The organism is Mycolicibacterium sediminis (assembly GCF_010731735.1).
Classification (GTDB): Bacteria; Actinomycetota; Actinomycetes; order Mycobacteriales; family Mycobacteriaceae; genus Mycobacterium; species Mycobacterium sediminis.
Genome location: NZ_AP022588.1, coordinates 1,829,367 through 1,855,359, shown reverse-complemented (window position 1 = coordinate 1,855,359; position 25,993 = coordinate 1,829,367). Strand labels below are relative to the sequence as shown.

The 25,993-nt window shown below is 69.6% G+C and carries 19 protein-coding genes and 1 tRNA gene; 7 read left to right on the top strand and 13 right to left on the bottom strand.

Annotation, left to right across the window (positions count from 1 at the left end; translation table 11 throughout):
- Positions 1-2 precede the first annotated feature (2 nt).
- From iniR to G6N64_RS08825, 3 genes are all read left to right on the top strand, one after another.
- Positions 3-2,489: an isoniazid response ATPase/transcriptional regulator IniR gene (iniR, locus tag G6N64_RS08835; protein ID WP_163796553.1), complete on the top strand. Its 2,487-nt coding sequence runs from the start codon at positions 3-5 to the stop codon at positions 2,487-2,489.
- A 320-nt stretch (positions 2,490-2,809) separates the two neighbouring features.
- Positions 2,810-5,971, top strand: a complete 3,162-nt coding sequence (locus tag G6N64_RS08830; protein ID WP_246231217.1) for a heterodisulfide reductase-related iron-sulfur binding cluster — start codon at positions 2,810-2,812, stop codon at positions 5,969-5,971.
- An 18-nt stretch (positions 5,972-5,989) separates the two neighbouring features.
- Entirely contained in the window at positions 5,990-7,279 is a 1,290-nt protein-coding gene (locus tag G6N64_RS08825; protein ID WP_163796551.1) for a pyridoxal phosphate-dependent aminotransferase, read from the top strand.
- A gap of 3 nt (positions 7,280-7,282) precedes the next feature.
- On the opposite strand, the gene G6N64_RS30825 is transcribed toward G6N64_RS08825, so the two are convergent.
- Positions 7,283-7,936 carry a DUF4304 domain-containing protein gene (locus tag G6N64_RS30825; protein ID WP_163796550.1) on the bottom strand — a complete coding sequence of 218 codons (654 nt, stop codon included), beginning with the start codon at positions 7,934-7,936 and terminating at the stop codon, positions 7,283-7,285.
- 147 nt (positions 7,937-8,083) lie between these two features.
- Between G6N64_RS30825 and G6N64_RS08815 the strand changes: the two genes are divergently transcribed.
- Positions 8,084-9,481 (top strand): HNH endonuclease signature motif containing protein, encoded by a 1,398-nt coding sequence (locus G6N64_RS08815; RefSeq protein ID WP_163796549.1) that lies wholly within the window; start codon positions 8,084-8,086, stop codon positions 9,479-9,481.
- 36 nt (positions 9,482-9,517) lie between these two features.
- Here the strand turns inward: G6N64_RS08815 and G6N64_RS08810 are convergent, their stop codons facing one another.
- The gene (locus tag G6N64_RS08810; protein ID WP_163796548.1) at positions 9,518-10,087 is read right to left on the bottom strand and encodes a hypothetical protein; all 570 of its coding nucleotides are present in this window, start codon (positions 10,085-10,087) and stop codon (positions 9,518-9,520) included.
- A 104-nt stretch (positions 10,088-10,191) separates the two neighbouring features.
- Here G6N64_RS08810 and G6N64_RS08805 point away from each other — a divergent pair, with 104 nt between their 5' ends.
- On the top strand, positions 10,192-11,457 hold the full coding sequence (locus tag G6N64_RS08805) for a YibE/F family protein (RefSeq protein WP_163796547.1): 1,266 nt from the start codon (positions 10,192-10,194) through the stop codon (positions 11,455-11,457).
- Here the strand turns inward: G6N64_RS08805 and rfbA are convergent.
- The 9 genes from rfbA to G6N64_RS08760 form a co-directional block, all read right to left on the bottom strand.
- Entirely contained in the window at positions 11,411-12,274 is an 864-nt protein-coding gene (rfbA, locus tag G6N64_RS08800) for a glucose-1-phosphate thymidylyltransferase RfbA (RefSeq protein ID WP_163796546.1), read from the bottom strand. The genes G6N64_RS08805 and rfbA overlap by 47 nt on opposite strands.
- Positions 12,275-12,283: 9 nt before the next feature.
- Positions 12,284-13,045, bottom strand: a complete 762-nt coding sequence (locus tag G6N64_RS08795) for a maleylpyruvate isomerase family mycothiol-dependent enzyme (RefSeq protein WP_163796545.1) — start codon at positions 13,043-13,045, stop codon at positions 12,284-12,286.
- Between the two features lies 1 nt (position 13,046).
- Positions 13,047-14,366, bottom strand: a complete 1,320-nt coding sequence (locus tag G6N64_RS08790; RefSeq protein ID WP_163796544.1) for a cytochrome P450 — start codon at positions 14,364-14,366, stop codon at positions 13,047-13,049.
- Positions 14,363-14,689 carry a DUF1330 domain-containing protein gene (locus G6N64_RS08785; protein WP_163796543.1) on the bottom strand — a complete coding sequence of 109 codons (327 nt, stop codon included), beginning with the start codon at positions 14,687-14,689 and terminating at the stop codon, positions 14,363-14,365. Before G6N64_RS08785 ends, G6N64_RS08790 begins: the two co-directional genes overlap by 4 nt.
- 10 nt (positions 14,690-14,699) lie before the next feature.
- Positions 14,700-16,040, bottom strand: coding sequence for a UDP-glucose dehydrogenase family protein (locus tag G6N64_RS08780; RefSeq protein WP_163796542.1), 1,341 nt, complete (start codon positions 16,038-16,040; stop codon positions 14,700-14,702).
- A 101-nt stretch (positions 16,041-16,141) separates the two neighbouring features.
- Entirely contained in the window at positions 16,142-17,830 is a 1,689-nt protein-coding gene (locus G6N64_RS08775; protein ID WP_163796541.1) for a DUF7159 family protein, read from the bottom strand.
- Positions 17,831-18,022: 192 nt separating this feature from the next.
- Positions 18,023-19,339 carry an ammonium transporter gene (locus tag G6N64_RS08770; RefSeq protein ID WP_163796540.1) on the bottom strand — a complete coding sequence of 439 codons (1,317 nt, stop codon included), beginning with the start codon at positions 19,337-19,339 and terminating at the stop codon, positions 18,023-18,025.
- A gap of 147 nt (positions 19,340-19,486) precedes the next feature.
- Positions 19,487-20,056 (bottom strand): dCTP deaminase, encoded by a 570-nt coding sequence (gene dcd, locus G6N64_RS08765; RefSeq protein WP_163796539.1) that lies wholly within the window; start codon positions 20,054-20,056, stop codon positions 19,487-19,489.
- Between the two features lie 18 nt (positions 20,057-20,074).
- On the bottom strand, positions 20,075-20,842 hold the full coding sequence (locus G6N64_RS08760; RefSeq protein WP_163796538.1) for a DUF2127 domain-containing protein: 768 nt from the start codon (positions 20,840-20,842) through the stop codon (positions 20,075-20,077).
- Between the two features lie 86 nt (positions 20,843-20,928).
- Here G6N64_RS08760 and G6N64_RS08755 point away from each other — a divergent pair.
- Together G6N64_RS08755 and G6N64_RS08750 are read left to right on the top strand one after the other, a co-directional pair.
- Positions 20,929-21,002 (top strand) — tRNA-Gly (locus tag G6N64_RS08755).
- A 67-nt stretch (positions 21,003-21,069) separates the two neighbouring features.
- Complete coding sequence (locus tag G6N64_RS08750) at positions 21,070-22,599, top strand: serine hydrolase domain-containing protein (protein ID WP_163796537.1); 1,530 nt, start codon at positions 21,070-21,072, stop codon at positions 22,597-22,599.
- Positions 22,600-22,615: 16 nt separating this feature from the next.
- On the opposite strand, the gene G6N64_RS30475 is transcribed toward G6N64_RS08750, so the two are convergent.
- A complete protein-coding gene (locus G6N64_RS30475; protein WP_276017745.1) occupies positions 22,616-25,225 on the bottom strand; it encodes a LuxR family transcriptional regulator in 2,610 nt (869 codons plus the stop codon).
- A 400-nt stretch (positions 25,226-25,625) separates the two neighbouring features.
- Positions 25,626-25,850 (bottom strand): hypothetical protein, encoded by a 225-nt coding sequence (locus G6N64_RS08740; RefSeq protein ID WP_163796536.1) that lies wholly within the window; start codon positions 25,848-25,850, stop codon positions 25,626-25,628.
- Positions 25,851-25,993: the final 143 nt, after the last annotated feature.

Below are 25,993 nucleotides of genomic sequence, written 5' to 3'. Positions count from 1 at the left end.
CCGTGACCACCGTGGACGTCGCCGCGACGGTGGCGGCGTCTCCCACCGAGTCCCGCCGCATCCTGGTGTCCGGTGGACTCGGATCCGGGAAGACGACTGCGCTGGCCGCCGTTCGGGACGTGCTCCACTCGGCAGGCATCCCGGTCCTCGCGCGACCGCCGCGGGCCGGCGACCCTTCGGGTGCCGCGATCGTGGTCGACGACGCCCACCTGCTCGGTGGAGCCGACCTCTCGAAACTCACTGCGACGGTGTCGGATTCGTCGGCCACGGTGATCGTCGCGGCGGAACCGCTGACCGGAGTCCCGGAACTCACCGAACTCACCACTGCCCTCGCCCGGGAAGCGCCGGCCGTCAGACTGGGCCCGCTCGGTGCGACCGAGATCGCCAGCGCTGCAACGGCAATACTCGGGTCGGCGCCACCCGCCGAGATGGTCCGGTCGGTGGCGACGGCCACGGCGGGCCTGCCGTTCCTGGTGCACGCCGCGGTGGCCGCCGCCGCATCCCCGGACGGCGAGTCCCCGGGCGCCGCGATCTCGTCGGCCACGCGGACCGCACTCGTCGACCGACTGCGCCGCATCGACCAACCCGTCCTCGACGCCCTGCTGATCTCGTCGCTCAGTCCCGAACTGGGGCCCGACGACGTGGCGGGCGCACTGCACCTCGACGCAGCGGTGGCACGCGACCTGGTCGACCGGGCGCGCGCCACGGGGTTGATCGCGCCGTCGCTCACACCCACCTTCCTGCGCACGCTGCACCGGTGCCTCGCCCAGGTCTGCGGCGCGATCCGGCATCACGACATCGAGGTAAACCTGCTCAGGGTCCAAATCGACAACGCCACCTTGACAACGGATCTCGGACTCCGTCTCGCCGAGCACGGACTACGGGACCCTCTGCTCGCCGACGCGCTGACCGACCTCGCCGAACGCCACCGCGACCACCCCGTCCGAGCCGTCCGGCTGTACCGGGCCGCCACCGAGGTCGGCGGCACCGCGCGCAGCACCCGGCTCGCCGATGCCCTGGCCGCAACGGGTGACTGCGCCACGGCCCGTGGCCTGACCGACGACCTGCTCGGCTCCGAGGACCCCGCCGAGCGCGCGGCCGCGGTCCGCATCGCAGGCAGCGTCGCCGCGCACGACGGTGCGACGGCCGAGGCCGCCGAGCTGTTCGGTTGGCTGGGAACGCATCCGGACCCCCTGGTCAGTTCCGCCGGGGTCGTCGTCGCGGTCGGCGCCGGCGACGTGGCCGTCGCACGCACCCTCGCCGGATCGGAGGGCACCGGCCCGCCCACGTCGACGGCGCGCGCCGCACGCCGCCTGTCCGACGGACTGCTCGCCACCCTCGACCAGCCGTACGCGACCGCGATGGCGACCATGTCCCAGTCGGTCACCGAGGGCCGAACCTGGTCCGGCGTCGCACCCGACACGTCCGCCGCACTCGTCGCGCTGACCGCCATGCACGGCGGCGACCCGGGACGCGCCCGCAGCGTCCTGACCCGCGCGCTCGCCGTCCCCGGTGACGACGCCGCGTTCACCGCCCATCGACACCGGCTGCTGCTGGGGTGGCTGCGGATGCAGGACGGCCAGCTCGCCGCCGCGAGCGCGGACGTCGCCGCCGCCGACCTGCACCGCCGCGACCACCTCTGGGCGGCCGCGCTGCAGACCGCCATCGCTCGGCGCAGCGGAGACGGCGGAGCGGTTCAGAAGCACTGGTACGCGGCGATGGACGTACTCGACGAGTACTCCGTCGACCTCTACTGCCTGCTGCCGCTCGGCGAACTCTGGGTGGCCGCCGCGCGCATCCAGCAGGTCGAGCGGATCGGACCCGCCGTGACGAGGGCGTTCGAACTGCTCGGCGCCCTGGGCGATCCGCCGCTGTGGTCGGTTCCGCTGCGGTGGGCGGGCGTGCACGCGGGCATCCTCGCGAACTCGCCGGACGCCGTGGCACCGCACGGCGCGGCGCTCACCGCGGCCGCCGCCGGCAGTGCGTTCGCGCGGTCACTGGCACTGGCCGGCCGCACGTGGCTGCGCGTGCTGGCCAGCCAGGTCGACGTCGACGAGGTGACCGTTGCCGCCCGGGGCCTCGCCAGGTTCGGACTCACCTGGGACGCCACCCGCCTCGCCAGCCAGGCCGCCCTGCAGACCCCGGACGGCCGGACGTCGGCGGCGATGCTGCAACTCGCCCGCGACCTCAAGGTGTCGGTGTCCCCCCAGGAGGCGGCGGACCGGCCGTCGACGCCCATCGCGGCGGGCTCGCAGAGCGGTGGCGCCGCGTCGTCCATGCCGAACTGGTCACGACTGTCCGACCGCGAGCGCGAAGTCGCCGAACTGGTCCTGCAGGGCATGCCCTACCGGGACATCGGCAGTCAGTTGCTGATCTCGGCGAAGACCGTCGAACACCACGTCGCGAGGATCCGCCGCAGGCTCGGCGCCGAGTCCCGCTCCGAGCTAATTTCGATGCTGCGCGCCATCCTCGGTAGCCCCGCGCCGTAGGGGTGTGATCATCGCCACTCCCGCGGACCCGGAGGCCCCGGGCCCGGTGGGGCGGCGGGTTCGATTCAGTTCGGCGCGGCCGCCGACCTCGATCACCTAGTTCACCTGCAGATACCGGTCACTGCCGAGCAAGGCGGCGCCGTCCGGGAGGGTCGACCAACCAACTGGCTAGTTAGGTCAGCCTTCATGGCGTTGTTTATGCACTGGATGCAACTATGAGCAGGCATCTAGCATTAAGTTACCGCCCAGTAATACAGCCCGGCGGTGGCTTGGATCTCGGGAGGCACGTGGTGGACGAGCACACCCTGGTTTTGATCACGATGGGTATCGGCGTCTTGGCGACCATCGTCGTCGGCCTCCTTGCCGTCAAACGCGTCCTGTGGCTGACGAAGCTCATCCGCTCGGGCCAGACGACGCTCGACGAGGGCGGCCGGAAGAACGACCTCAAGGACCGCATCACCACGCAGTTCAAGGAGGTCTTCGCCCAGACCCGTCTGCTTCGCTGGTCCATCCCCGGCATCGCGCACTTCTTCACGATGTGGGGCTTCTTCGTCCTCGGCTCCGTGTACCTCGAGGCGTTCGGCGTCCTGTTCTACCCGCGCTTCGCCATCCCGATCGTCGGGCACTGGAACGTGCTGGGCTTCCTGCAGGACTTCTTCGCCCTCGCCGTGCTGTTCGGCATCATCGCCTTCGCCATCATCCGGTTGCGCTCCGAGCCGAAGGAGTACGGCCGCGACTCGCGGTTCTACGGCTCCCACACCGGCGGCGCCTGGCTGATCCTCTTCATGATCTTCAACGTCATCTGGACGTACGCGCTGTTCCGTGGCGCCGCCGTGGCGACCGAGAACCTGCCCTACGGCTGGGGCGCCTTCTTCTCGCACGGCATGGGAGCAATCCTGTCGCCGCTCGGTGAGACGCCCAACCTGATCATCGAGCGCGTCGCGCTGCTGCTGCACATCGGCGTCATGCTGATCTTCCTGTTGATCGTGTTGCACTCCAAGCACCTTCACATCGGTCTGGCCCCGATCAACGTCACGTTCAAGCGCCTGCCCGACGGCATGGGCCCGCTGCTGCCGATGGAGTCGAACGGCAAGTACATCGACTTCGAGGATCCCGACGAGGATGCGGTGTTCGGTCGCGGCAAGATCGAGGACTTCACCTGGAAGGGCTACCTCGACATGACCACGTGTACCGAGTGTGGCCGCTGCCAGTCGCAGTGCCCCGCCTGGAACACCGGAAAGCCGTTGTCGCCCAAGCTCCTCATCATGAACCTGCGCGACCACCTGTTCGCGAAGGCGCCGTACATCCTCGGCGACAAGGAGTCCCCGCTCGAGAACACCCCCGAGGGTGGCCTCGGCGAGAACCTCAAGGGCGAGAAGAAGCACGACGAGCACGCCCACGTGCCCGAGTCGGGATTCGAGCGCATCCTCGGCTCCGGCCCCGACCAGGCGACCCGGCCGCTCGTCGGCACCCTCGAGGAGGGTGGCGTCATCGACCCCGACGTGCTGTGGTCGTGCACCACCTGCGGCGCCTGCGTCGAGCAGTGCCCCGTCGACATCGAGCACATCGACCACATCGTCGACATGCGTCGCTACCAGGTCATGGTTGCCTCGGAGTTCCCCGCCGAACTCAGCGGCCTGTTCAAGAACCTCGAGACCAAGGGCAACCCGTGGGGGCAGAGCGCCCGCGACCGCACCGCCTGGATCAACGAGGTCGACTTCGACGTCCCGGTCTACGGCGAGGACGTCGACTCGTTCGACGGCTTCGAGTACCTCTTCTACGTCGGCTGCGCCGGTGCCTTCGAGGACCGCGCCAAGAAGACCACCAAGGCCGTCGCCGAGCTGCTCGCCGCCGCCGACGTGAAGTTCCTGGTGCTGGGATCCGCGGAGAGCTGCAACGGCGACTCCGCCCGCCGGTCGGGCAACGAGTTCCTGTTCCAGCAGCTCGCGCAGCAGAACAAGGCCACCATCGACGAGCTGTTCGAGGGCGTCGAGACCGTCGACCGCAAGATCGTCGTCACGTGCCCGCACTGCTTCAACACCATCGGCCGCGAGTACCAGCAGCTCGGCAGCAACTACACGGTGCTGCACCACACACAGCTGCTCAACCGGCTGGTGCGCGACAAGAAGCTGGTGCCCGTCAGCCCCGTCAGCCAGGACGTCACCTACCACGACCCCTGCTACCTGGGCCGCCACAACAAGGAGTACGAGGCTCCGCGTGAGCTGATCGGTGCCTCCGGCGCCAAGCTCACCGAGATGCCCCGCCACGCCGACCGCGGCCTGTGCTGCGGTGCGGGCGGCGCGCGGATGTGGATGGAAGAGCACATCGGCAAGCGCGTCAACCACGAACGCGTGGAAGAGGCGCTCAACACCGACGCCACCAAGATCGCCACGGGCTGCCCCTTCTGCCGCGTGATGATGACCGACGGCGTGGGCGACCGCGCCGAGGCCATCGGCAAGAAGGAGGTCGAGGTCCTCGACGTCGCGCAGCTGCTGCTGGGCGCGCTCGACAAGGACGCGATCTCGCTGCCCGAGAAGGGCGCCGGGGCCAAGTGGTACGCCGAGCGCGCCGACGAGCGGGCAGCCAAGGCCGCCGCCTCTGCGCCCGCCGAGATCAAGGCGTCCGAGATCGAGGACGAGCCCGGCGACGTGCCGGCCGCCGAGGCGACGCCGCTGTCCGAGTCCGAGGTCGGGACGTCGGCCGACACCGCGGCCGCCGCACCCGCGAAGGGCGGACTGGGCCTGGCCGGTGGCATCAAGAAGCCGGGCGCGAAGGCTGGGGCGTCTGCTCCTGCTGCCGCTCCTGCCGAGACCGCTGCACCCGCCAAGGGTGGACTCGGACTCGCCGGTGGCATCAAGAAGCCGGGCGCCAAGGCTGGGGCGGCGGCTCCGGCGTCGGCTCCCGCGGACGCTCCTACCGAGACCGCCGCACCCGCCAAGGGAGGACTCGGACTCGCCGGGGGCATCAAGAAGCCCGGCGCGAAGAAGGCCGCAGCACCTTCCCCTGCCGCGTCGGCACCCGCTGACGCCCCCGCCGAGGCCGCGCCCGCTGCACCTACTGCCAAGGGTGGACTCGGACTGGCGGGCGGCATCAAGAAGCCGGGCGCCAAGAAGGCCGCGGCACCTGCTCCCGCCGCGTCGTCGTCTGTTGACGCTCCGGCCCCTGAGGCTCCGGCCGAGGCGCCGGCCGCTCCCGAGGAGGCCGCAGCACCCAAGCCCGCGGCCGCCAAGGGTGGACTGGGACTGGCGGGCGGCATCAAGAAGCCGGGCGCCAAGAAGCCGGCCGCACCGGCACCCGCGGCTTCTCCGATGCCTGAGCCGTCGCCCGAGCCCGAGCCCGAGCCGAAAGCCGAAGAGCCGCAGCCGTCGTCGAACGGCGACTCCGCACCCGCTGCCGAGTCCGCGCCTGAGCCTGCTCAGCCGCAGGTCGAGGTCAAGGGCCTCGGGTTGGCTCCCGGCATCCGCAAGCCCGGGAAGAAGTAGCCGCAACGGGGTTATTCGGTGGACGGCGATGAGACGATGAAGGACGTGAGCACCCAACAGCTTCCGTGGCACGCGGGCAACCAGCCGCGGCAGCGTACCTTCACGCAGTCGTCCAAGCTGCAGGACGTCCTGTACGAGATCCGTGGTCCGGTACACGACCACGCCGCCCGGCTCGAGGCCGAGGGGCACCGGATCCTCAAGCTGAACATCGGCAACCCGGCGCCGTTCGGCTTCGAGGCGCCCGACGTGATCATGCGCGACATGATCCAGGCGCTGCCGAATGCCCAGGGCTACTCGGACTCCAAGGGCATTCAGGCGGCGCGGCGCGCGGTGTTCACCCGCTACGAATTGGTCGAGGGCTTCCCACGTTTCGACGTCGACGACGTGTTCCTCGGCAACGGCGTCTCCGAACTGATCACGATGACCCTGCAGGCGCTGCTGGACAACGGCGACCAGGTGCTGATCCCGGCACCCGACTACCCGCTGTGGACGGCGTCCACGTCGCTGGCGGGCGGCACCCCGGTGCACTACATCTGCGACGAGACGCAGGGGTGGCAGCCCGACATCGCCGACCTCGAGTCGAAGATCACCGAGCGCACCAAGGCGCTGGTCGTCATCAACCCGAACAACCCCACCGGCGCGGTGTACGGCCGGGAGATCCTCCAGCAGATGGTCGAGTTGGCCCGCAAGCATCAGCTGCTGCTGCTGGCCGACGAGATCTACGACAAGATCCTCTACGACGACGCCAAGCACATCAGCCTCGCGACGCTCGCCCCCGACCTCCTCACGCTGACGTTCAACGGCCTGTCGAAGGCGTACCGCGTCGCGGGTTACCGGTCGGGCTGGCTGGTCATCACCGGCCCGAAGGAGCACGCGTCGAGCTTCCTGGAGGGCATCAGCCTGCTCGCCAACATGCGGCTGTGCCCGAACGTGCCTGCGCAGCACGCGATTCAGGTGGCGCTCGGCGGTCATCAGAGCATCGACGACCTCGTCCTGCCCGGCGGCCGCCTGCTCGAGCAGCGCGACGTGGCGTGGAACAAGCTCAACGACATCCCCGGGGTGTCGTGCGTGAAGCCCGAGGGCGCGCTCTACGCGTTCCCGCGGCTGGACCCCGAGGTGCACGACATCCACGACGACGAGCAACTGGTCCTGGACCTGCTGCTGCAGGAGAAGATCCTCGTCACGCAGGGCACCGGCTTCAACTGGCCCGCGCCCGACCACCTCCGGATCGTCACGCTGCCGTGGGCTCGCGACCTGGCCAACGCCATCGACCGGCTCGGCAACTTCCTGGCGTCCTACCGCCAGTAGGGCTCAAGCGACCAGCGGGTCCAGTAGCCCAAGCCCCAGCAACGTCGCAGTGTGCTTACCCGTGACCTCGCTGATCCGACGGTTGAAGTTGACCCACCGGTCCTGATGTCCGAACCTGTCCCGCAACACTCCGACGTAGCCGGCCAAGGTGTCGACGTCGGCGATCGCCGCGAGATAGCAGCACGTCTCCTCGTAGTGGTGCAGGTAGTTGTACGTCACCGCGTACTGCACCAGCGCCGTGGTTGACGCGTACTCCTCGATCACGGCTATTACTTCCTCGAGACCGTCGCACAAGGCGGCCGCGAAATCGATCAGGTCCGTGTTGCGGTCGAAGCGAACCTCGTACGGGAGGTCGGGCACGATCGACTCCCAGCGACGGTCCAGGAGTGGCACTGAACGTGGCCCCTTCCACGCCGCATCGACTTGCCTTGAGCCGACCCCGACGTTGATGAAGGATCCGTGGGATCGAGTGACGCCGTTGTGCCAGTTCTCCTGGAACCCCACTACGTCGTACAAGTCGCCTCTGTCGCGCCGAAACTCGAGTCCATCCCGCATGAAGCCGAGCCCACGCAGGAACGGCTCGACACCTTGCGACAGCACGAAGTCGAACTCCCTCTGCAGCGGTGACGGTTTGTCGTTGGCCGCAATTCGACCCATTGTCTTCCTCCCCAAGCCAAACGGAACTATCGATCAAAGACTAGATCGGACAGCCGATTTCGATCAGATTCATCCCCAGTCGCGATTTCATCCACAGGTCACGGAGAACTCCTACCGATGGAACACGTGTTCGAATAAAATGAGGACATGACCGCAGCCCGCTCCTTCCTCTTCGCCGATGCGGCGCGGGACCGAGTGCGCGCGGACCTCGACGCCATCGACGCCGCCCTCGACCGGCTACGGGAAACGTCGACCGACATGGTGGGCAACTCCTTTCGCGTGGAACTGACCGAACGCCTCGAACACCACCACCGCGTCACCCGCGGCCTGACCTACCGCATGTTCGCCGAGATGGCCGACCCGCCCGACGGTGCCGGCCACCTCCCCGGCGGCCCCGGTGTGCGGCTGCGCGACGCCCTGGCCACCCGACTGCGACTGGTCCCCAGGGAAGTCACCCGCCGCTTCAAGGTCGCCGCCCGCATCACCCCCAGCCGGTCGATCACCGGCGCCATCATCGCTCCAGAACTGCCCGTCCTGGCCGAGGCCGTGGAATCCGGCGCCGTCGGCGAGGACCACATCACCGAGGTCTGCAAAGCCCTCGACGCCCTCCCTCCGATCGCCGCCCACGAGAAGGCCACCATCGAAGCCACCCTCGTCGGCCACGCCCGCACCCAGGACGCCGACTTCGTCGCCGACGTCGGCAAGCGCATCGCCGACACCATCAACCCCGACGGCCTCTTCGACGACGCCCATCGCAAACGGCAGCGCGGCTTCACCATCCACACACAGGGTCCCGACGGCATGAGCAGGTGCAGCGGCAACCTCGACCCCGAGACCCGCGCCCTGGTGGAGGCGACCGTCGCCGCGGTCCGGCCCGGCCACCACGTCCCCGACGCAGGTGCAGACGTCGTCGACGGCGCCACCGACACCCGCACCGGCGCTCAACGCATGCACGACGCCCTGAAACTCGGACTGCGCGCCGGCATCGGGTCCGGATCCCTGGGCACTCACCGCGGCATCCCCGTCACCGTCATCGCGACGACGACCGTCGCCGACCTCGACCAGGCCGCCCACGCCATGACCGACCCCGACGTCCCCATGCCGCGCCCGGCCCGCACCGGCGGCGGCTCCTCATTGCCGATGCGTGACCTGATCCGCCTGGCCGCCAACGCCGTCCACTACCTAGCAGTATTCGACGACCACTCCGACCGGCCGATCTACCTGGCCCGCAGCAAGCGCATCGCCACCGCAGACCAACGCATCGTCTGCCACGCCCGCGACCAGGGCTGCACGAGACCCGGCTGCACCCGCCCGGGATACCAGTGCGAAGTTCACCACGCCCCCGACTGGAGTGCCGGTGGTACCACCGACGCCGACAGCCTCTACTTCGCCTGCGGACCCGACCACACCCTCGTCACCCGCGGACACGCCACCACCACCGTCACCGACGACGGCCGCCTCGCCTGGTCCATCGGCGGCGCACCACCAACCGTCAACCCCCTCCAACGCGACGCCGACCTCCACCCCAGGCCCAGCCACCGGTAACCACCCCAGGCCTCGGCCCTGCGCATCACGCAGGGCCTAGAGCCCGTTGTCGGCCAGCCCGCACATCCACCAGTCGTCGCCCAGATCGACCGGGTCGGCGCAGAGCGACCCGTACAGGTCGACACCCACGGGCGACCCACCCGGGCTGTACAGGTAGCCGCCGGCGTCGTCGGGAATCCCGGCCCACTGGGGGAAGAACCGGCCGTCGGAGCCCTCCTCACCCAAACTCGACACCTTCCCGGTCACCGTGAGGAACCGCAGCGGCAGGGGCAGCGGTGCGCCGTAGTAACTGGGGCCGGGGGCCGTCCCGAGCGCGAGGTCGAACAGCGGCCGGTGCACCTGGAAGTACGCCCCCGAGGCGACGCGCCATCCGGGATTCACCAGCACGGTGAGCACCACGATCACCGGCACCACCAGCACCCACGCCGACCACCGCCGCCCCACGAGCACTGCGACGACGACCGCTACGGCGCCGCCGCCGTAGAGCAGCGCCATGGCCGGGACCAGCAGCAGGTCGAGAAACCACAACGACGGCCTCGCGCAGTGCCACGCGAAACCGACCGCCCAGCACGCCAGACCGATCCACGGCAGGGCTCGTCTCCGCACCCGGACGACTATGCCGACACCAGACGGCCCGGGCGACGTTCCAAGCGAATCCTCACGAGACCTCCACGAGGTCCTCACGCGGCGGCCACCTCTACCCTGTCCGGGTGGCCCACTTGCATTCCCATTCGCACTCGCCGAGCGGCCCCGCACCCCTCGGCCCGACGGCCGCCAAGATCGTCGTCGGCCTGCTCGTCGTCATCGGCCTCGCCGCGATCGTGGGCGCCGCGGTCCTATGGCCGAGCCAGCAGAAGGTCGACATCCCGCTGCCCTTCCAGAACGCCGCGGGCGGTGCCGTCACCACCGAGGCGGGACGCGTGCTGTCGACGGGGATCGCCGACTGCGGCAGCCCGTCGGCGGGCGCGGTGCTGACCAGCGCGCCCACCATGGCGCCCTCCGGCGGCGGCGAGTGCATCCAGTCACTGATCGGCATCGACTCCGGCCCCAACACGGGCGCCAGGACGCTGCTCGAGTTCAGCGGCGGCCCCGGACAACCGCAACTGGCCGCCGACGACGACGTCCGGCTCAGCAGGCAGGTCGACCAGAACGGCGTCACCACCTACGCGTTCTACGACTTCGAGCGGTCGTGGGCCCTGGTCGCGCTGGCCGCCGTCTTCGCCATCGTGGTGGTCGCCGTCGCCCGGTGGCGCGGCCTGCGCGCAATGATCGGCATCGTCATCGCCTTCCTGGTCCTGGTGATGTTCCTGCTGCCCGCACTACGCGACGGCGCTCCGACCATCCCGGTGTCCCTCGTCGCGTCGGCAGCCATCCTGTACGCCGTCATCTACCTCGCGCACGGCGTCAGCCTGCGCACCAGCGCCGCGCTGCTCGGCACACTGGCGTCGCTGCTGCTGGCCGCGGGGTTATCCTGGGGCGCAATTGAACTCGCCCACCTGACCGGGCTGTCGGAGGACCAGAACAACGAGGTCGCCGCGTATCTGGGCAACGTGTCGATCACCGGGCTCCTGCTGGCCGGCTTCATCATCGGCTCCCTCGGCGTGCTGAACGACGTCACCGTGACACAGGCGTCCACCGCGTTCGAACTGGCCGAGCAGGGCGCCTCGCGCACCGCGGTGTTCATCGGCGCGATGCGCGTCGGCCGCGACCACATCGCGAGCACCGTCTACACGCTGGTGCTCGCCTACGCGGGCAGCGCGCTGCCACTGCTGCTGCTGTTCAGCGTGGCGAACCGGTCGCTGGGCGACGTGCTCACCAGCGAGAGCGTCGCCATCGAGATCGCCCGCTCCGCGGTCGGCGGCATCGCCCTGGCGCTGTCGGTGCCCCTCACCACGGGCATCGCCGCCATTCTCGCGACGCCCCAGGCGGTCAGCGGTCCAGCAAGCCCAGCAGGTACTCGCCGTAACCCGACTTGACCAGGCGGCCCGCACGCTCGGCCAACTGGCCGTCGTCGATGAAGCCGACGCGCCAGGCGATCTCCTCCGGTACGCCGATCTTCAGGCCCTGCCTGCGCTCGATCGTCCGTACGAAGTCGCTCGCATCGAGCAGCGAGTCGAAGGTCCCGGTGTCGAGCCACGCGGTCCCGCGGGCCAGCACCTCCACCGACAGCCTGCCCTCCTCGAGGTAGCGTTGATTCACCTCGGTGATCTCGAATTCGCCACGCGCAGAGGGCCGCAACGCCTTCGCAATCTCGATGACGTCGTTGTCGTAGAAGTAGAGTCCCGGCACCGCGTAGTTGGACTTCGGGGTCGCGGGCTTCTCCTCCAGCGACAGCGCGACGCCGTCGGCGTCGAAGTCGACCACGCCGTAGTCCGACGGGTTGGCCACCCAGTACGCGAAGATGGCGCCACCGGCGACCCCCTGGAACCTCTTCAGGCTCGTACCCAGCCCAGGGCCGTAGAAGATGTTGTCGCCCAACACCAGTGCGACGGAGTCGGCCCCGATGTGGTCGGCGCCGATCACGAACGCCTGGGCCAGACCGTTCGGCTCGTCCTGCACCGCATAGCTGATGTCGACGCCGAACTCGCTGCCGTCACCTAGTGCCCGCCGGAACCCGGGCGCATCCGCCGCCGTCGTGATGACCTGGATGTCCCGGATGCCCGCGAGCATGAGCGTCGACAGCGGGTAGTAGATCATCGGTTTGTCGTACACCGGCACCAGCTGCTTGCTGACCCCCATCGTGATGGGATACAGCCGCGTTCCGGAGCCTCCGGCCAGGATGATTCCCCGCATGGGAGGAGCCTAGAACGGCGTGCGGTCCAACCACTCCTCCCACACCACCGGATCGCCCAACACCTCGATGCCGGCGTCGGCGGTACTGCGACGACGCGAGAGCGCGAGCATCAGGTCGACGGCCCGTCCGCGTACGGCCACCTCGCCCTTGGTGTGGTCGTGCGACCAGGTGACGCCGTCCTCGTCGTGCACGACGGTCCACTCCCCCGTCGGCCCGAGACCCTCGTCGGTGGCGTGCAGGTGCAGCGTCAGCCCGCGCCGTAGCGGCGGCGCGTGCCGGTCGGCCCCCATCGTCGCCAGGTCGATCCACTCGGTGACGGCGTCGGCGGCGAGTTCGGGCGATATGACGAAGTCCCGGCCGAGCGCCAGTTCGGCGTCGGCCCGGTGCACGGTGACCTCGTGGACGCGGCGACGCACCCACCAGCCCGCGGGCTTCGGGCCGTGGAACGTCCACACCCGCGCGTCGCCGCCGACGCGGTCTATCGCGTCGATGACCTGCTGCGCGCCGGCATTGAGCCAGTCGATCGCGGCGTCGGGATCCTCGGGCGGCTTTCCGTCGCGGACCTCGCGCGGATCGAGTGCGTCGCGTCGGCGCTCGGCGATGATCTGCGCGGACCAACGCTCACCCCGCCCCACGTGTTTGAACAGCTGGTACAGGCTCCAGCCCGGGCAGGTCGGCACGGGCACCTCGTCCCACGTCGTCGGGTCGACGCCGCGGACGACCTCGCCGAATGCTGCGGTTTCCTCGATCAGGGCTGCGCGAAAATCCACCCTAGGAACGTACCGCCGGACGCGTCTGACGAAGGGTTATCGGCAAGGTCGCCCAGCCACGCAGGACGCGGGTGTCGCGTCGGCTGCCACCGCCCGCCAGCGTGGCGTGCGGGTACCGCTCGAAGAACGTGCGCAGGCCGACCTCCCCCTCGGCGCGGGCGAGCGCGGCACCCAGGCAGAAGTGCCTGCCACCGGAGAACGACAGGTGCTTGCCAGAGTTGTCGCGGGTGATGTCGAAGCGGTGCGGATCGGGGAACACCTCGGGGTCGCGATTCGCGCCGGCGAGGTAGAGGACGACGAGTTCACCGGCCCGGACGGTCCGGCCCGCCAGTTCCGTGTCGACGCGGGCGATGCGCGCGGACAGCTGAACGGGCGACTCGAGCCGCAGGATCTCCTCGACCGCGGCCGGCCAGCGATCGGGCTCCTCGAGCAGCAGCGCGAGCTGGTCGGGATGCTCCAGCAGGATCCTGATGCCGTTGCCGAGCAGGTTGACCGTCGTCTCGAACCCCGCCGCGAGGACCAGCCCGGCGGTGGCGAGCAGTTCCTCGTCGTTGAGCCGGGTGCCCTCGTCACTGGCGTCGATGAGCTGGCTCATCAGGTCCTCGCCGGGCGACGTGCGCAGCCGTCCGATGTGCTCGGTGAGCCAGGTGTTGAAGCCGTCCAGACCCTTCTCGACGCGGAGGTACTGCGGCCACGCCAGCCCGACGTCCAGGCTGGGGGCGGCGAGTTCACCGAACTCGAGGATCTTGGGCCGGTCGTGGTCGGGCACCCCGATGATGTCGCCGATGACCGTGACGGGCAGCTGTGAGCAGTAGTGCTCGACGATGTCGACCGTCTCACCGGAGTGTCCGTCCAGCTCGTCGATCAGTGCCGTCGCCGCCTCCTGCACGCGTTCCCGCAGTGCCGCAACGGCTCTGGTGGTGAAGACCGACGAGACGGTCTTGCGGTAGCGGGTGTGCTCGGGCGGCTCGACCGACAGCAGCGACGGAGGCAGCAGCGGATGCAGGCGTCCCTTGACGCCGGTGCGCTGCTCCAGCCAGCCGAGTGGGCCGGGCAGGTTCCTGCCGATCTCCGTCACCGAGAAGTCGTCCGACCGCAACAGCTGGTGGGCGATCGCGTGATCGGAGGTGAGCCACGCGGCGCGGCCGCGGACGATCCTGCCGCTCGCCCTCAGCTCGTCGGCGAACTTGCCGGGATCGGACCGCACGGCGGGATCGGAGATGAGCCGGCCCTGGGGATCGCCGCGCCGCGCGCCGAAGGACGCGAGGCCGCGAATGACGCCGTGCAGGGCGAACCAGTGCACACGCTGTCGAATGGTCATGATTCGAGCTTAAGCACGGGCCGCAGGTCGTCCAACCGGTCGAACAGCTGCCACACGTAGGACGAGGTGCCGTTCTCCCGGTGGGCGTGCAGATCGGCCAGGCCGGGGTCGTCGCAGTAGCCGTCGAAGGCGGCCCTGTCGGGCCACTCGACCAGGATCAGCACCTGCCTCGGCGCGACCTCGCCGACCACGTTCTCGGCGAACTTGCCCAGCGCCACCACCCGGCCGCCGTATCGGGCGACCTCGGTGACCGAGCGCCTCGAGTAGGCCAGGTACTCGTCGCGATCGGCGACGTCGAAGAGGTTCAGTGCGTAGACCGTCACCGGACCCACGTTACGACGCGACGGCCTCCGGGACCCGGCGGCCGAGCGCGTGCACCCGCCAGCCCGCGGCCTGCCACCTGGCGACGTCGAGGCAGTTGCGGCCGTCGACCACCACCTTGGCGCGCACCGTCTCCGCCAGCCGGTGCGGATCGAGGTCGACGAACTCCTGCCACTCGGTGAGCACCAGCACCGCGTCGGCACGCTCGCACGCCTCCACGACCGACGTGGAGTAGTTGAGCGTCGGGAACATCCGCTGCGAGTTCTCCATCGCCTTCGGGTCGTAGACGTTCACGCCCGCGCCGTTGAGTTGAAGCAGGCCCGCCACGTTCAATGCGGGCGAATCGCGGACGTCGTCGGACTCCGGCTTGAACGCCGCGCCGAGCACGGCGACGTTGGCGCCGAGCAGAGAGCCGCCGCAGGCCTGGGTGGCCAGCTCGACCATCCGGACTCGCCGCCGCATGTTGATGCTGTCGACCTCGCGCAGGAAGGTCAGCGCGTGGTTGGCGCCCAGTTCGCCGGCGCGGGCCATGAAGGCCCGGATGTCCTTCGGTAGGCAGCCGCCGCCGAAACCCAAGCCGGCGTTGAGAAAACGCCGCCCGATGCGCGGGTCGTAGCCCAGCGCGTCGGCGAGCAGCGTCACGTCGGCGTCGGCGGCCTCGCACACCTCGCTGATCGCGTTGATGAACGAGATCTTGGTGGCCAGGAACGCGTTCGCGGACACCTTGACCAGCTCGGCGGTCTGCAGGTCGGTCACCAGGAACGGCACCTCGTCGGCGAGCAGCGGGGCGTACATCTCGCGGATCGCCGCCTCGGCGCGCACCGAGTCGCGCTGGACGCCCAGCACGATGCGGTCGGGGTGCAGGGTGTCGTGCACGGCGAACCCCTCGCGCAGGAACTCGGGGTTCCAGGCGATCTCGACGTCGACGCCGTCGGGGGCGATCGCCCGTGCCCGTGCCACGAGGTCGGCCGCGGTGCCCACCGGGACCGTCGACTTCCCCACGATCACCGCGGAGCGGCGTAGCCGCGGCACCAGATCGTCGATCACCGCGTTGACGTGGCAGAGGTCGGCGCCGTACTCGCCCTTCTTCTGCGGGGTGCCGACGCCCAAGAAGTGGACGTCGGCGAAGTCGACGGCTTCCTCGTAGTCGGTGGTGAACCGCAGCCGTCCCGCTTCGAGGTTGTCGCGCAGCACCTTTCGCAGACCCGGCTCGTAGAACGGGATGTCACCCGACGAGAGCTTGGCGATCTTGCCCGGATCGACGTCGACGCCGATCACCTCGTGGCCGAGTTGGGCCATTCCGGCGGCGTGGGTCGCACCCAGGTATCCCGTACCGAACACTGTGCATCGCATACCGCACTGATTACCGGTGCGCGATGGACTGACCGCTACACGACGTGGAGCGTCAGGCCAACGCTGGGTGACGACTGGTGGTCACCCAGCGTCGCGTGTCGCTAGCGGCAGAAGATCAGGATGCAGTCCGAGCCACCGGAGGGGGCGCCGGACCGACCCGGTGAACCGGACCCGGATCCGCCGTCGAGGCCCGGCGAGCCACCGCCCGACCCACGGCTCGGCGAGTCGCCTCGGCCGCTGGAGCCGGAGTTGCCCTGCAACGGCCAGGGCAGCTGGGGTGCCTGCGGCTGACTCTGCTGCGGCGGCTGCTGAGGCTGCTGCTGCCACGGGGGCTGCCACGGCGGGGACTGCGGCTGCTGCTGCTGCGGCGGCTGGTAGGGCGGACGCTGCGGCCAGCCGTCGTCACCACGCGGGGGACGTTGCGGGTACTGCTGCCACGGGGGCTGCCACTGCGGACGCTGCTGCAGGGGCGGCTGCCACACCGGCGGCTGCCAGACGGGCGGCAGGATGACGGGCGCCGGGATCACGGGGGCGACGACCGGAGGCGGCGCGGGTGCGGGGGCCTCCGGGACGACGGGCGCCGGGGCCGCCGGGACGGGAGCCGGTGCCGCCTGGGGCGGTTCGACGTAGACCGTGCGCGGCGGGGCGGCGGGCGCCTCCTGGACGACGGGGATCGGCGCCTTGATGGTCTCCGGCGGCGGTGCGGGTGCGGCCGGCGGGGCCGCCTCCGGAACCGGCGGCGCGGCGGGCAGCACGGCGCTCGGGATGATGGCGGCCTGACCGGGGTCGGGACGCTGGTCGGCGGTGGGCCGGATGCTGACGGCCAGCGAGATGACCAGAGCCACCACGCCGAGGACGAAGATCGAGGTCAGCGCGCTGCCCACCAGCAGGAACGGCTTGCGCCCCTCCTCTGCGGGCCGGTCGTCGAGAGCTGGGTCGTCGAGGAGGTAGTCGTCCTCGAGGGCCGGGTCGACGTCGGAGTACGCCTCGTAGGCGGCCATCGGCGCGACGGCACCGATGGGCCGCATCTGGGTGGCGGCTGACGGATTCACACTGCCCGCCGTCGCACCGTCCGGGTCGAGCGCGTAGGCCAGGCCCGCCGTGGTGGCGTCGTAGACCGGCGCGTTGGCGGCGGCCAGCGCGGCGCCGCGCGCGAGCGCGAGACCCGACTCCTCGGGCGCGTTGACCGGGATGCCGACGAGGTCGGTGAGGTGCGCCTTGACCGCGGCGATGTCGACACCGGCGCCGACGACGAACATGCCCTGCGGCGGCGCACTCTGCGCCTCGACCGCGGCGACCATGTCGGCGAGTACGGCGAGGGCGTCAGTGCTGTGCAGGCTGCGACTGAGGACCTTGACGATGGAGCCGTCGTCGCTGCGCACGACGGACAGGGTGGCGTTGTCGCGGTCGATGAACAGCAGACCGGTGCTGTCGTATCCGACGGCGCGGCCCGCGGCCTGCGCGAGGGCGCCTGCGGCGTGCAGTTCGGAGACCAGCATGACGTCGGAGACACCGCGTGCAGCGAGGCCGTCGCGCAGAGCGGCAGCCTCGGCGCGGTCGTTCCAGGTGACGCCGATGGCGTTGAGGACGTGTCCGCCCTCGGTCGCGCTCTCCTGCGTCCCGAGTACCGCGGCGACCAGCTGGTCGGTGGCATTCGAGGTTGCTGAACCGTCACCGCTGGAGACGTCGAACGTGTCGTGGTCGACGATCGCACCGTCGCCCTTTTCACCTTCGACCAGCACCATGCGGACCGTCTTAGGTGTCAGGGACACACCCAGTACGATATCCACGAACCCCTCCAAAATGTTTGCTGCGTGTACCGCGCTTCGCTACTGACCTCTACAACACGCGTCGTCGACTACTTGTTTCATCGACGCCACCAGCGCTGTCGTTACAGAGCGCACCGTTAGCTGACCGGCATCCGCGGACACCACCGGCGGCGTGCGGTCGACCCTACTCGCGACCGACGCTCGATGCCGGGGTCAGTTCTCCTCGGCGTCCTCGGTTCGGGGCCTCTTCGGCGCGCCGAGATCACCGAACGGCCCGGGCCGCCGCGACGCCGTGTGGCCGTGCACGCCCTCGGCGTAGGCGGTTTCCGCGTGCTGGGTGAAGTCGACGCCCGTCGTCTCGTCCTCGGCGCTGACGCGGAAGCCGATCAGGCGGTCGATCAGCTTGCCGATGCCGAACGACATGCCGAAGGCGTACAGCGCGACGACCACCACGCCGAGTGCCTGCTTCCCGAGTTGGCCGAACCCTCCGCCGTACAGGAGTCCCTCGGGGCCGCCCGTCATCACCGCGGTGGCGAGGAAGCCGATGAGCAGCACGCCGACCACGCCGCCGACGAAGTGCACGCCCACCACGTCGAGCGAGTCGTCGTAGCCGAACCGGAACTTCAGTCCGATCGCGAACGAGCACACGACGCCCGCGAGGAGGCCGACGACGACGGCGCCGAGGGTGTTGACGGTGCCGCAGGACGGGGTGATCGCGACGAGTCCCGCCACCACGCCGGACGCGGCGCCGAACGTCGTCGGCCTGCCGTCACGGACCTGCTCGACGGTCAGCCAGCCGAGCATGCCCAGGCAGCCCGCGACGAGCGTGTTGAGGAAGATCGCGGCGGCCGTGCCGTTGGCGGCGAGCGCGGAGCCGGCGTTGAACCCGAACCAGCCGAACCAGAGCAACCCGACGCCCAGGAGGACGAAGGGCAGGTTGTGCGGCCGCATCGCGTCGGTCTTGAACCCGATCCGGGGGCCGAGCACCAGCGCGAGCGCCAATGCCGATGCGCCGGAGACGATCTCGACCACCAGGCCGCCCGCGTAGTCGAGTGCGCCCAGCCGGAACAGCCAGCCGCCCGGCGCCCACACCCAGTGCGCGACGACGGCGTAGACGGCCACGGTCCACACCGGGACGAAGACCACCCAGGCGGCGAACTTCGCGCGGTCGGCGATGGCGCCGCTGATGAGCGCGGCGGTGATGATCGCGAACGTCAGCTGGAACGTCGCGAACAGCAGCTCGGGAACCGACCCGTGCAGCGTGTCCGGGGCGAGGCCCGCGAGCCCGACGTGTTCGAGGGTGCCGATCAGCCCGCCGGCGCCCTCGCCGGTGAACGCGAGGGTGTAGCCGAACAGCAACCATGCCACCGTGACGAGCGGGATGGAGATGAAGCTCATCATGATCATGTTGAGCACGCCGGTGGTGCGGACCATGCCGCCGTAGAAGATCGCCAGGCCGGGAGTCATCAGCAGCACCATCGCGGTGCTGGCCAGCAGCCAGGCGGTGGCGGCGGGGTCGAGTTCTTGCATCCGGCGAGGATGTCGGCTCGGGGTTTCGGTGGCGCGGCGATCGTGTTTCGGGGATGTTTCGCGTTCCTGCGTGGCTGGCGCTGAGTCTGGGGGTTCCGTACGCGAATCAGCCGTCGCGCGTACGCGAGGCCCAGGGCCGGCGCGAGGTCAGGACTTGGCGAAGTTCAGGTACGACTTGGACGGCGTCGGACCGCGCTGCCCCTGGTACTTCGACCCCGCGGCCGAACTGCCGTACGGATGCTCGGCCGGGCTGCTGAGACGCAGCAGGCACAGCTGCCCGATCTTCATGCCCGGCCACAGCGTGATCGGCAGGTTCGCGACGTTCGACAGCTCGAGGGTGATGTGGCCGGAGAAGCCGGGGTCGATGAACCCCGCCGTCGAGTGCGTGAGAAGGCCCAGGCGGCCCAGCGACGACTTGCCCTCGAGGCGCCCGGCGAGGTCGTCGGGCAGCGTGCACCGCTCGAGGGTCGATCCGAGGACGAACTCGCCGGGATGCAGGACGAACGGCTCGTCCTCCTTCGGCTCGACCAGGCTCGTGAGGTCGTCCTGACGCAGCGACGGGTCGATGTGCGTGTACCGGGTGTTGTTGAAGACCCGGAAGAGGTTGTCCAGCCGGACGTCGACGCTGGACGGCTGGACCATGCCGTCGTCGAACGGGTCCAGGCCCAGGCGACCGGCGGTGATCTCGGCGCGGATGTCGCGGTCTGAGAGCAGCACGCGCTGAGCCTAACCGGGTCAGTGACCCGGCGCGGCGGCGCGCTCGAGGTCGAGCAGTTGCTCCCCGCGCCGCTCGGCGTCGTAGGCGGCCCGCCCGCCGCGCAGACCGAACAGCCGCTTCGAGAACAAGAGGTAGACGATGGCCGCCACGTTGATCGTGAAGGCGAGGACGCGGGTGACCGTGACACCGTTCGTCAGGTCGTAGATCTCCAGCGGGAGGAACACCGAGGTGGCGACGACAGCGAGGTACTCGCCCCAGCGCTGCTCAAGCCACAACCCGACGGCCTCGACGAGTTCGAGGAGCGCGTAGGCGGCGAGGCCGACGACGATCAGGGCGAGCGTCGAGGGTGCTGCCGCCAGGGCCTTCTCCAACGAGTGGACGACGGTCATCTGGTCGACGCGGATGCCCGAGGCCCGCAGCAAGGGAAGGTCTCGGTCGAACGCCGCCTGCAACGACACCTGCGCATTGCGGAAGGTCCACACCCCCCACGCCGCCAGGGCAAGCAGGACCGCCCGGATCAGGCGCTCCACCGCGAGGAAGCGGACGATCAGACGCTGACGCAGTGCCTTGCCGCGCACGATCTGCGGCGCCTCGTCGGGGTGGCCCGTGCCGTGGGCAGGTCCGAGCGCGAAGTCCCCGCAGCGCAGACAGCGCCACACCTCGCCGACGCCGGTGGTGCCGTGCAGACGTTTCGCGAGGGGCTCGTCGTCGGGTTCGAACGTCACGTGACCCACGAAGGCGCAGACGAGCAGTTCCCAGCGCCGGGTGCCGCGAGGTGTCGCCAAGGCGCAGGTCCTTCCCGGCGCGAGGTTTGCGCCTGACTGCGCGACTGTATGCTCACTCGCAGGATGGAGCGCTACGGACGTCCTGCGCCGATGTAGTTCAATGGCAGAACATCAGCTTCCCAAGCTGAATACGCGGGTTCGATTCCCGTCATCGGCTCCACGAATCGCCTGCTCGATGTCCACCCAACAGGGCCTTCGCGTGCTGCTCGGCGGTCTACGCTCCGCCCATGGACCCGCCCTCGTTGTCCCGACGGACGGCACTGAGCGGCGCCGTCGCGGGGGTGGCGGCCCTGACATTGCCGTCGTGCTCCACGAAACCCTCCGCCGCGCCTGCGGACAACGGGGCCTCGTCGGACGTCGGTGCGGCGTTCGCGGAACTCGACGCCAAGATCGAAGCGGGCATGGAGGCCTACGGCATACCCGGCGTCGCGGCCGCCGTCTGGGCCGGCGGCGAGGAACACGTCAAGGGCTACGGGGTCACCAACGTCGACCACCCGACCCCCGTCGACGGCGACACGATCTTCCGGATCGGCTCCACCACCAAGACGTTCACCGGCACGGCGATGATGCGACTGGTGGAACGGGGCAAGGTGGATCTCGACGCACCAGTGCGTCGCTACCTGCCCGACTTCGACGTGGCCGACCCCACTGTCGGCGCTGTCGTAACGGTTCGCCAGCTCCTCAACCACACCTCGGGCTGGCTGGGCGAGGACGTGCAGGACTTCGGGCGCGGCGACGACGCGATCGCCCGTTACGTGGCCTCGATGACGCGGTTGCCGCAGCTGACCGCACCGGGAACCGTCTTCGCCTACAACAACGCAGGTTTGGTGGTGGCAGGGCGGATCGTCGAGGTCGTCACGGGATCGACCTACGAGGCCGCGATGCAGAACCTGGTGCTCGATCCCCTGCAGCTCGGCTCCACCCACTACTTCACCGACGACATCATCGGGCTGAACGTGGCGGCACCGCACGCCGTCGTCGACCGCAAGCCGGTAGTCGAGACCGGCTACTGGGCCGTTCCGCGCAGTATCAACCCAACCGGTGGCTTGACGTCGAGTGCACGGGATCAGTTGCGCTACGCTCGTTTTCATCTCGGTGACGGAACCGCGCCGAATGGATCCCGACTCCTGAGCCCGCAGTCATTGCAGGCGATGCGTTCCAATCCGGGCGCAGGCGGCACGCTGCTCGTCGAACTCACCGGCATGGGTGTGACCTGGGTGCTGCGGCCCTCCGCCGAGAACGTCACGATCGTCCAGCACGGCGGAACTTGGCCGGGTCAGCTGTCGGGTTTCCTCGTGGTGCCCGAGCGCAACTTCGCCATGACGGTGCTGACCAACTCCGACGGCGGATCCAAACTGCTCCCCGACCTCTTCGGCGACGACTGGGCGCTGCGCCGCTTCGCCGGGCTCGGCAATCTGCCCGCGGAGCCTCGGCGCTTGAGCGCAGTCGATCTCGCACCATTCACGGGTCGATACGTCGCCGAGGCCATCGATCCATCCGGAACGCTCGAGCAGATGATCATCGAATTCCGTGCGAGCGACGGCCAACTCGACGGCACCACGGTCACCGCCGACGCCAACGGACGCCCAGACGAGAAGTCCCGAGCCCGCATGGGCCTCGCCTTCTACCGGCGGGACTACGGCCTCAATCTCGGACCCGACAACAAGCCCGTGCACTCGCGGTCCGACTTCGTGCGCGGTCCGGATGGTGCCATAGCGTGGTTCCGCAGTCGTGGCCGTCTCTACCGGCGCCAGTAGCGCCATTCACCGAATCTCAGCTCACCGCACCGCGCACGACGTCCGAGAGCCCGGCGCGCCCCGTCACTCCTGCCTTGGTACATGCCCGGTAGACGTGACTCTCGACGGTGCGGACCGACAGTGAGACCGCCTCTGCGATGTCGCGATTGGACATGCCCTGCGCAACGAGGACGGCAACTTCGCGTTCCCTGTTCGTGAACGGTGGGCCGAACGCGGCCGCCGTGATCGCCGGGCTCGACGCACCACCGCACTCCGCGGCCAGGCGGTGCGACCGGGCCGCCGCGGTCATCGCGCTACCGATGCGTCCGGCACGGCGATGAGACGTGGCAGCCTGTCCCGCGGCGTCGGCTGCGGCCAGGACGTCGCCCATCGCACCGAACTCCTTCGACACCGCGTCGAGTTCACCCCCGTCGTCGGCACCGAGCGCGGTGGCGTATCGCAGAGCGACCACCACACGCGGCCCCTCCACCACCTCGGCCAGGTCCGCGAGCCGGTCGACCGCACCGGTGTCGTCGAACTGGACGGCGGTCTGCAAGCACCACACCTCTCGCGCGAATTGGCCGTGTTCGCAAGCGAAATCAGCGGCGCTGCGTGCCAGTTCCCGCGCTTCGGTGAGACGCTGGCGAGCGGCAGCCAGCCATGCCTCGGTCAACAGCTCGGTCGACCCCACGAACTCATATGCCGGATGCCGGTGGTCCCGAGCGATCTGCAGCGCGGATTCCGCGGCCACGGCGTCACCGGTGCGGGCCGATGCCTGGGCGCGCAACAGATGAAAGCGGTGAAAGCTGTTCGCGGCATAGAAGCTGTTGTCTGCGTCGGTGCCGTCGCCACCCAACCGGGCCGGCAGATGAATGAGCGCCCCACCGAGGTCGCCCGCGGCGAGACGAGCCATACCGAGAATCGCCGCCGCGACGATCGTCGCATCCTGCGGCTCGCCCTCCTGGGCGAGCACGTGGCGCTGCGCCACCTCGACGGCTTCGCCGATCCTGCCTGCCGCCGCGAGCGCGAAGGCGTGGAACTCGTACAGCGGTAGGCGAAGTAGCTTCAGGTCGTCGTTCGATGCGATCACTCGCGCGGATTCCTCCGCCTTCGCCAGTGCCGCCTGCGTCTGTCCGAGTTCCCCGTACGCCATCGACTCGGCGCTCAGGCCCATCGTGGCCCCGTAGTGATCGAGTTGCGCATAGTCGATCTTCGCCGCCACCTCGAGCACCTCGGCGGGTCTGGCTGCCAGCGCCAGCTGGTTGGCCCGGAACACCATCAGGTGATGACGCCGGGGCCCATCTGCCGTCGCGAGAGCATCGTCGATCACGCGCCACGATCCCTCCGGAGAACGCTTCGCCCACAACAGGTTCGACGCCCTCATGATCACGTCGTTGACGAAGGCCGCCTGGGACGGGCCGTCGTCGCCGGAGTCGTCGAGCACCTCCAGCGCACGTTCGCCCTTCTGCCTCATCAACAGACTGAAGGCCAGGGGTGCACGTGAGTGGGCACCGGCTCCCGCTGCTGCGGCGGCGGAGTAGAGCCGCTCCGCGGTCGCGAAGTCGAGCAGTGCGGTCGCCGCAGTGGCGGCCGCCATCAACACGTCCGGCTCCGGTGGCAGGTCCGACTCGAGCCACAGCAACCCGCGCTTGAGTACCCATGCATTGCCGTCGGCGTCCTTCATGGCCTGCGCGACGACGCCACGGAGGCGTCGCAGCCGGGTCTGGCCGCAGCGCTTGAGCCGCACCTCGGCGTACATGGGATGCCCGATCTGGACCTCACCGTCGCTCATCCGCACCAGCTCGCGCTGTTCGGCGATCTCGATGGCACCGTTTGAGGCGCACAGCCGCAACGAATTGGAGTCGATCGGGTTCGCGACGGAGACGAGGTCCACGACGTCACGTACCTCGTCGGGTATCGCTCCGATCTGAGCATCGACGAGGTCGGCCAGGGACTCCGAGAGCGCTGCGCCAGCCTGCCACCGCACCGCCCCGTCGAGAACCGCCATGCGCTGGGACCGGAACTCCTGGTCCACCAGGTGACGGAGGAACAGCACGTTGCCGCGGGTGAGCTGCCAGAGTCGTTCGACGCAGTGCGGATCCGGCGGCGCGGCGAAGGCCGCCGCCACCAGGCGGTTCAGGTCGTCGCGTGCCAACGGCTCCACGTCGCGGCGCGGCACCAACCCGTCCTTCCACAGTGCGCTGACCGCGGCGGGCGCCGTCGCGCCGGTTCGGACGGTGAGGATGACCTTCGCCGTCTCGGCCTGGACGAGGTGGTGGACCACCATCGCGGAGAGGTCGTCGAGCAGGTGGGCGTCGTCGACGAGGAGCAGCAGTCGGTTGGACTCCGTGGAGTCGATCAATGCCTCGGCGACCCGGCGCGCCAGCGCCGACGGCGACCCGTCCGCTCCGTCCACCCACACCGCGAACACACCGAGCGGGATGGAAAGACTGGTACTCGTGGCGAACGCAGTACGTATCGTCCAGCCCAGTTCGGCGGCGGAGCGGACGGCGTCGCGTGCGAGCCGTGACTTGCCGACGCCGGGCTTGCCGGCGAGGGCCACGCCTCGCACCGACTCGTGGGCGAGGAGCCGATTGACTTCCCGTATCTCGTCGTCGCGGCCGATCAACGGCCAGTGATCGAGCATGCACCGAGGTTAGCCGAACGGCCGTGCGCCCACGACTCTTGCAGCGAAGACGAAGATCGATTTCCGCCCTGACCACGTCGACGCGAGACCGCTCACGGCAACCATGCAGTAGTTAACCCGTTGACGATCGCGAAATATACGTAGTCGCCTCCGCAACCAGATGACTGCCGCGAGCCCGACAATCCTCGGGGCGAGCACCTCGCCTACCCAGCCGAGTTGGCGGTGGGTGTCGATGGCCAGTGCCGTCCACGGCCCGTCCGATTCACGAACGATGAGGACGACCAGGCATGAACGCCGCTGTGTCACGAGGATTCCGACGTACCCGCCGACACTCCCCCATCAGCAGTATCGCCACCTTCCCCCTAGCGGCCGAACACCCGTCGACCGGCAGCTACGCGCGTTACGTCGGACGGGTGGGCGCTCTGGCGATCGCCCTCGGCGCCGGTGCGCTCATCGTGGCCGTGCCGACGGTGGCCCTCGCCGACCCGACCAGCTCGCCGGGCACTGCGGATACGAGTGGCGCGGCATCCCCCGGCGCGCCGGGTGCGTCCTCCCCGACGAGCGGAACCACCTCGGAGCGCAGCACGCCGTCGGAGGGCCTGTCGGGCGCCTCGGACGACACCACGACCACGGGCGTGGGTCAGGACAAGGGGGGTTTGCAAGGGCTTGCGCGCACCCCCGGGTCGGGGTCCCAAAGTGATCGACCGGCCACTTCACGCACTCGTGATCGCGCGGCGACAGAGGAAGCCACCTCGCCGACGCCTCGAT

Bases quoted from the DNA above. Each gene is read 5' to 3' on its own strand.
- G6N64_RS08830 (WP_246231217.1), top strand. From the start codon at position 2,810: ATGGGTATCGGCGTCTTGGCGACCATCGTCGTCGGCCTCCTTGCCGTC.
- G6N64_RS30825 (WP_163796550.1), bottom strand. From the start codon at position 7,936: ATGGGTCGAATTGCGGCCAACGACAAACCGTCACCGCTGCAGAGGGAG.
- G6N64_RS08815 (WP_163796549.1), top strand. From the start codon at position 8,084: ATGACCGCAGCCCGCTCCTTCCTCTTCGCCGATGCGGCGCGGGACCGA.
- rfbA (WP_163796546.1), bottom strand. From the start codon at position 12,274: ATGCGGGGAATCATCCTGGCCGGAGGCTCCGGAACGCGGCTGTATCCC.
- G6N64_RS08790 (WP_163796544.1), bottom strand. From the start codon at position 14,366: ATGACCATTCGACAGCGTGTGCACTGGTTCGCCCTGCACGGCGTCATT.
- G6N64_RS08780 (WP_163796542.1), bottom strand. From the start codon at position 16,040: ATGCGATGCACAGTGTTCGGTACGGGATACCTGGGTGCGACCCACGCC.
- G6N64_RS08770 (WP_163796540.1), bottom strand. From the start codon at position 19,339: ATGCAAGAACTCGACCCCGCCGCCACCGCCTGGCTGCTGGCCAGCACC.
- G6N64_RS08750 (WP_163796537.1), top strand. From the start codon at position 21,070: ATGGACCCGCCCTCGTTGTCCCGACGGACGGCACTGAGCGGCGCCGTC.
- G6N64_RS30475 (WP_276017745.1), bottom strand. From the start codon at position 25,225: ATGCTCGATCACTGGCCGTTGATCGGCCGCGACGACGAGATACGGGAA.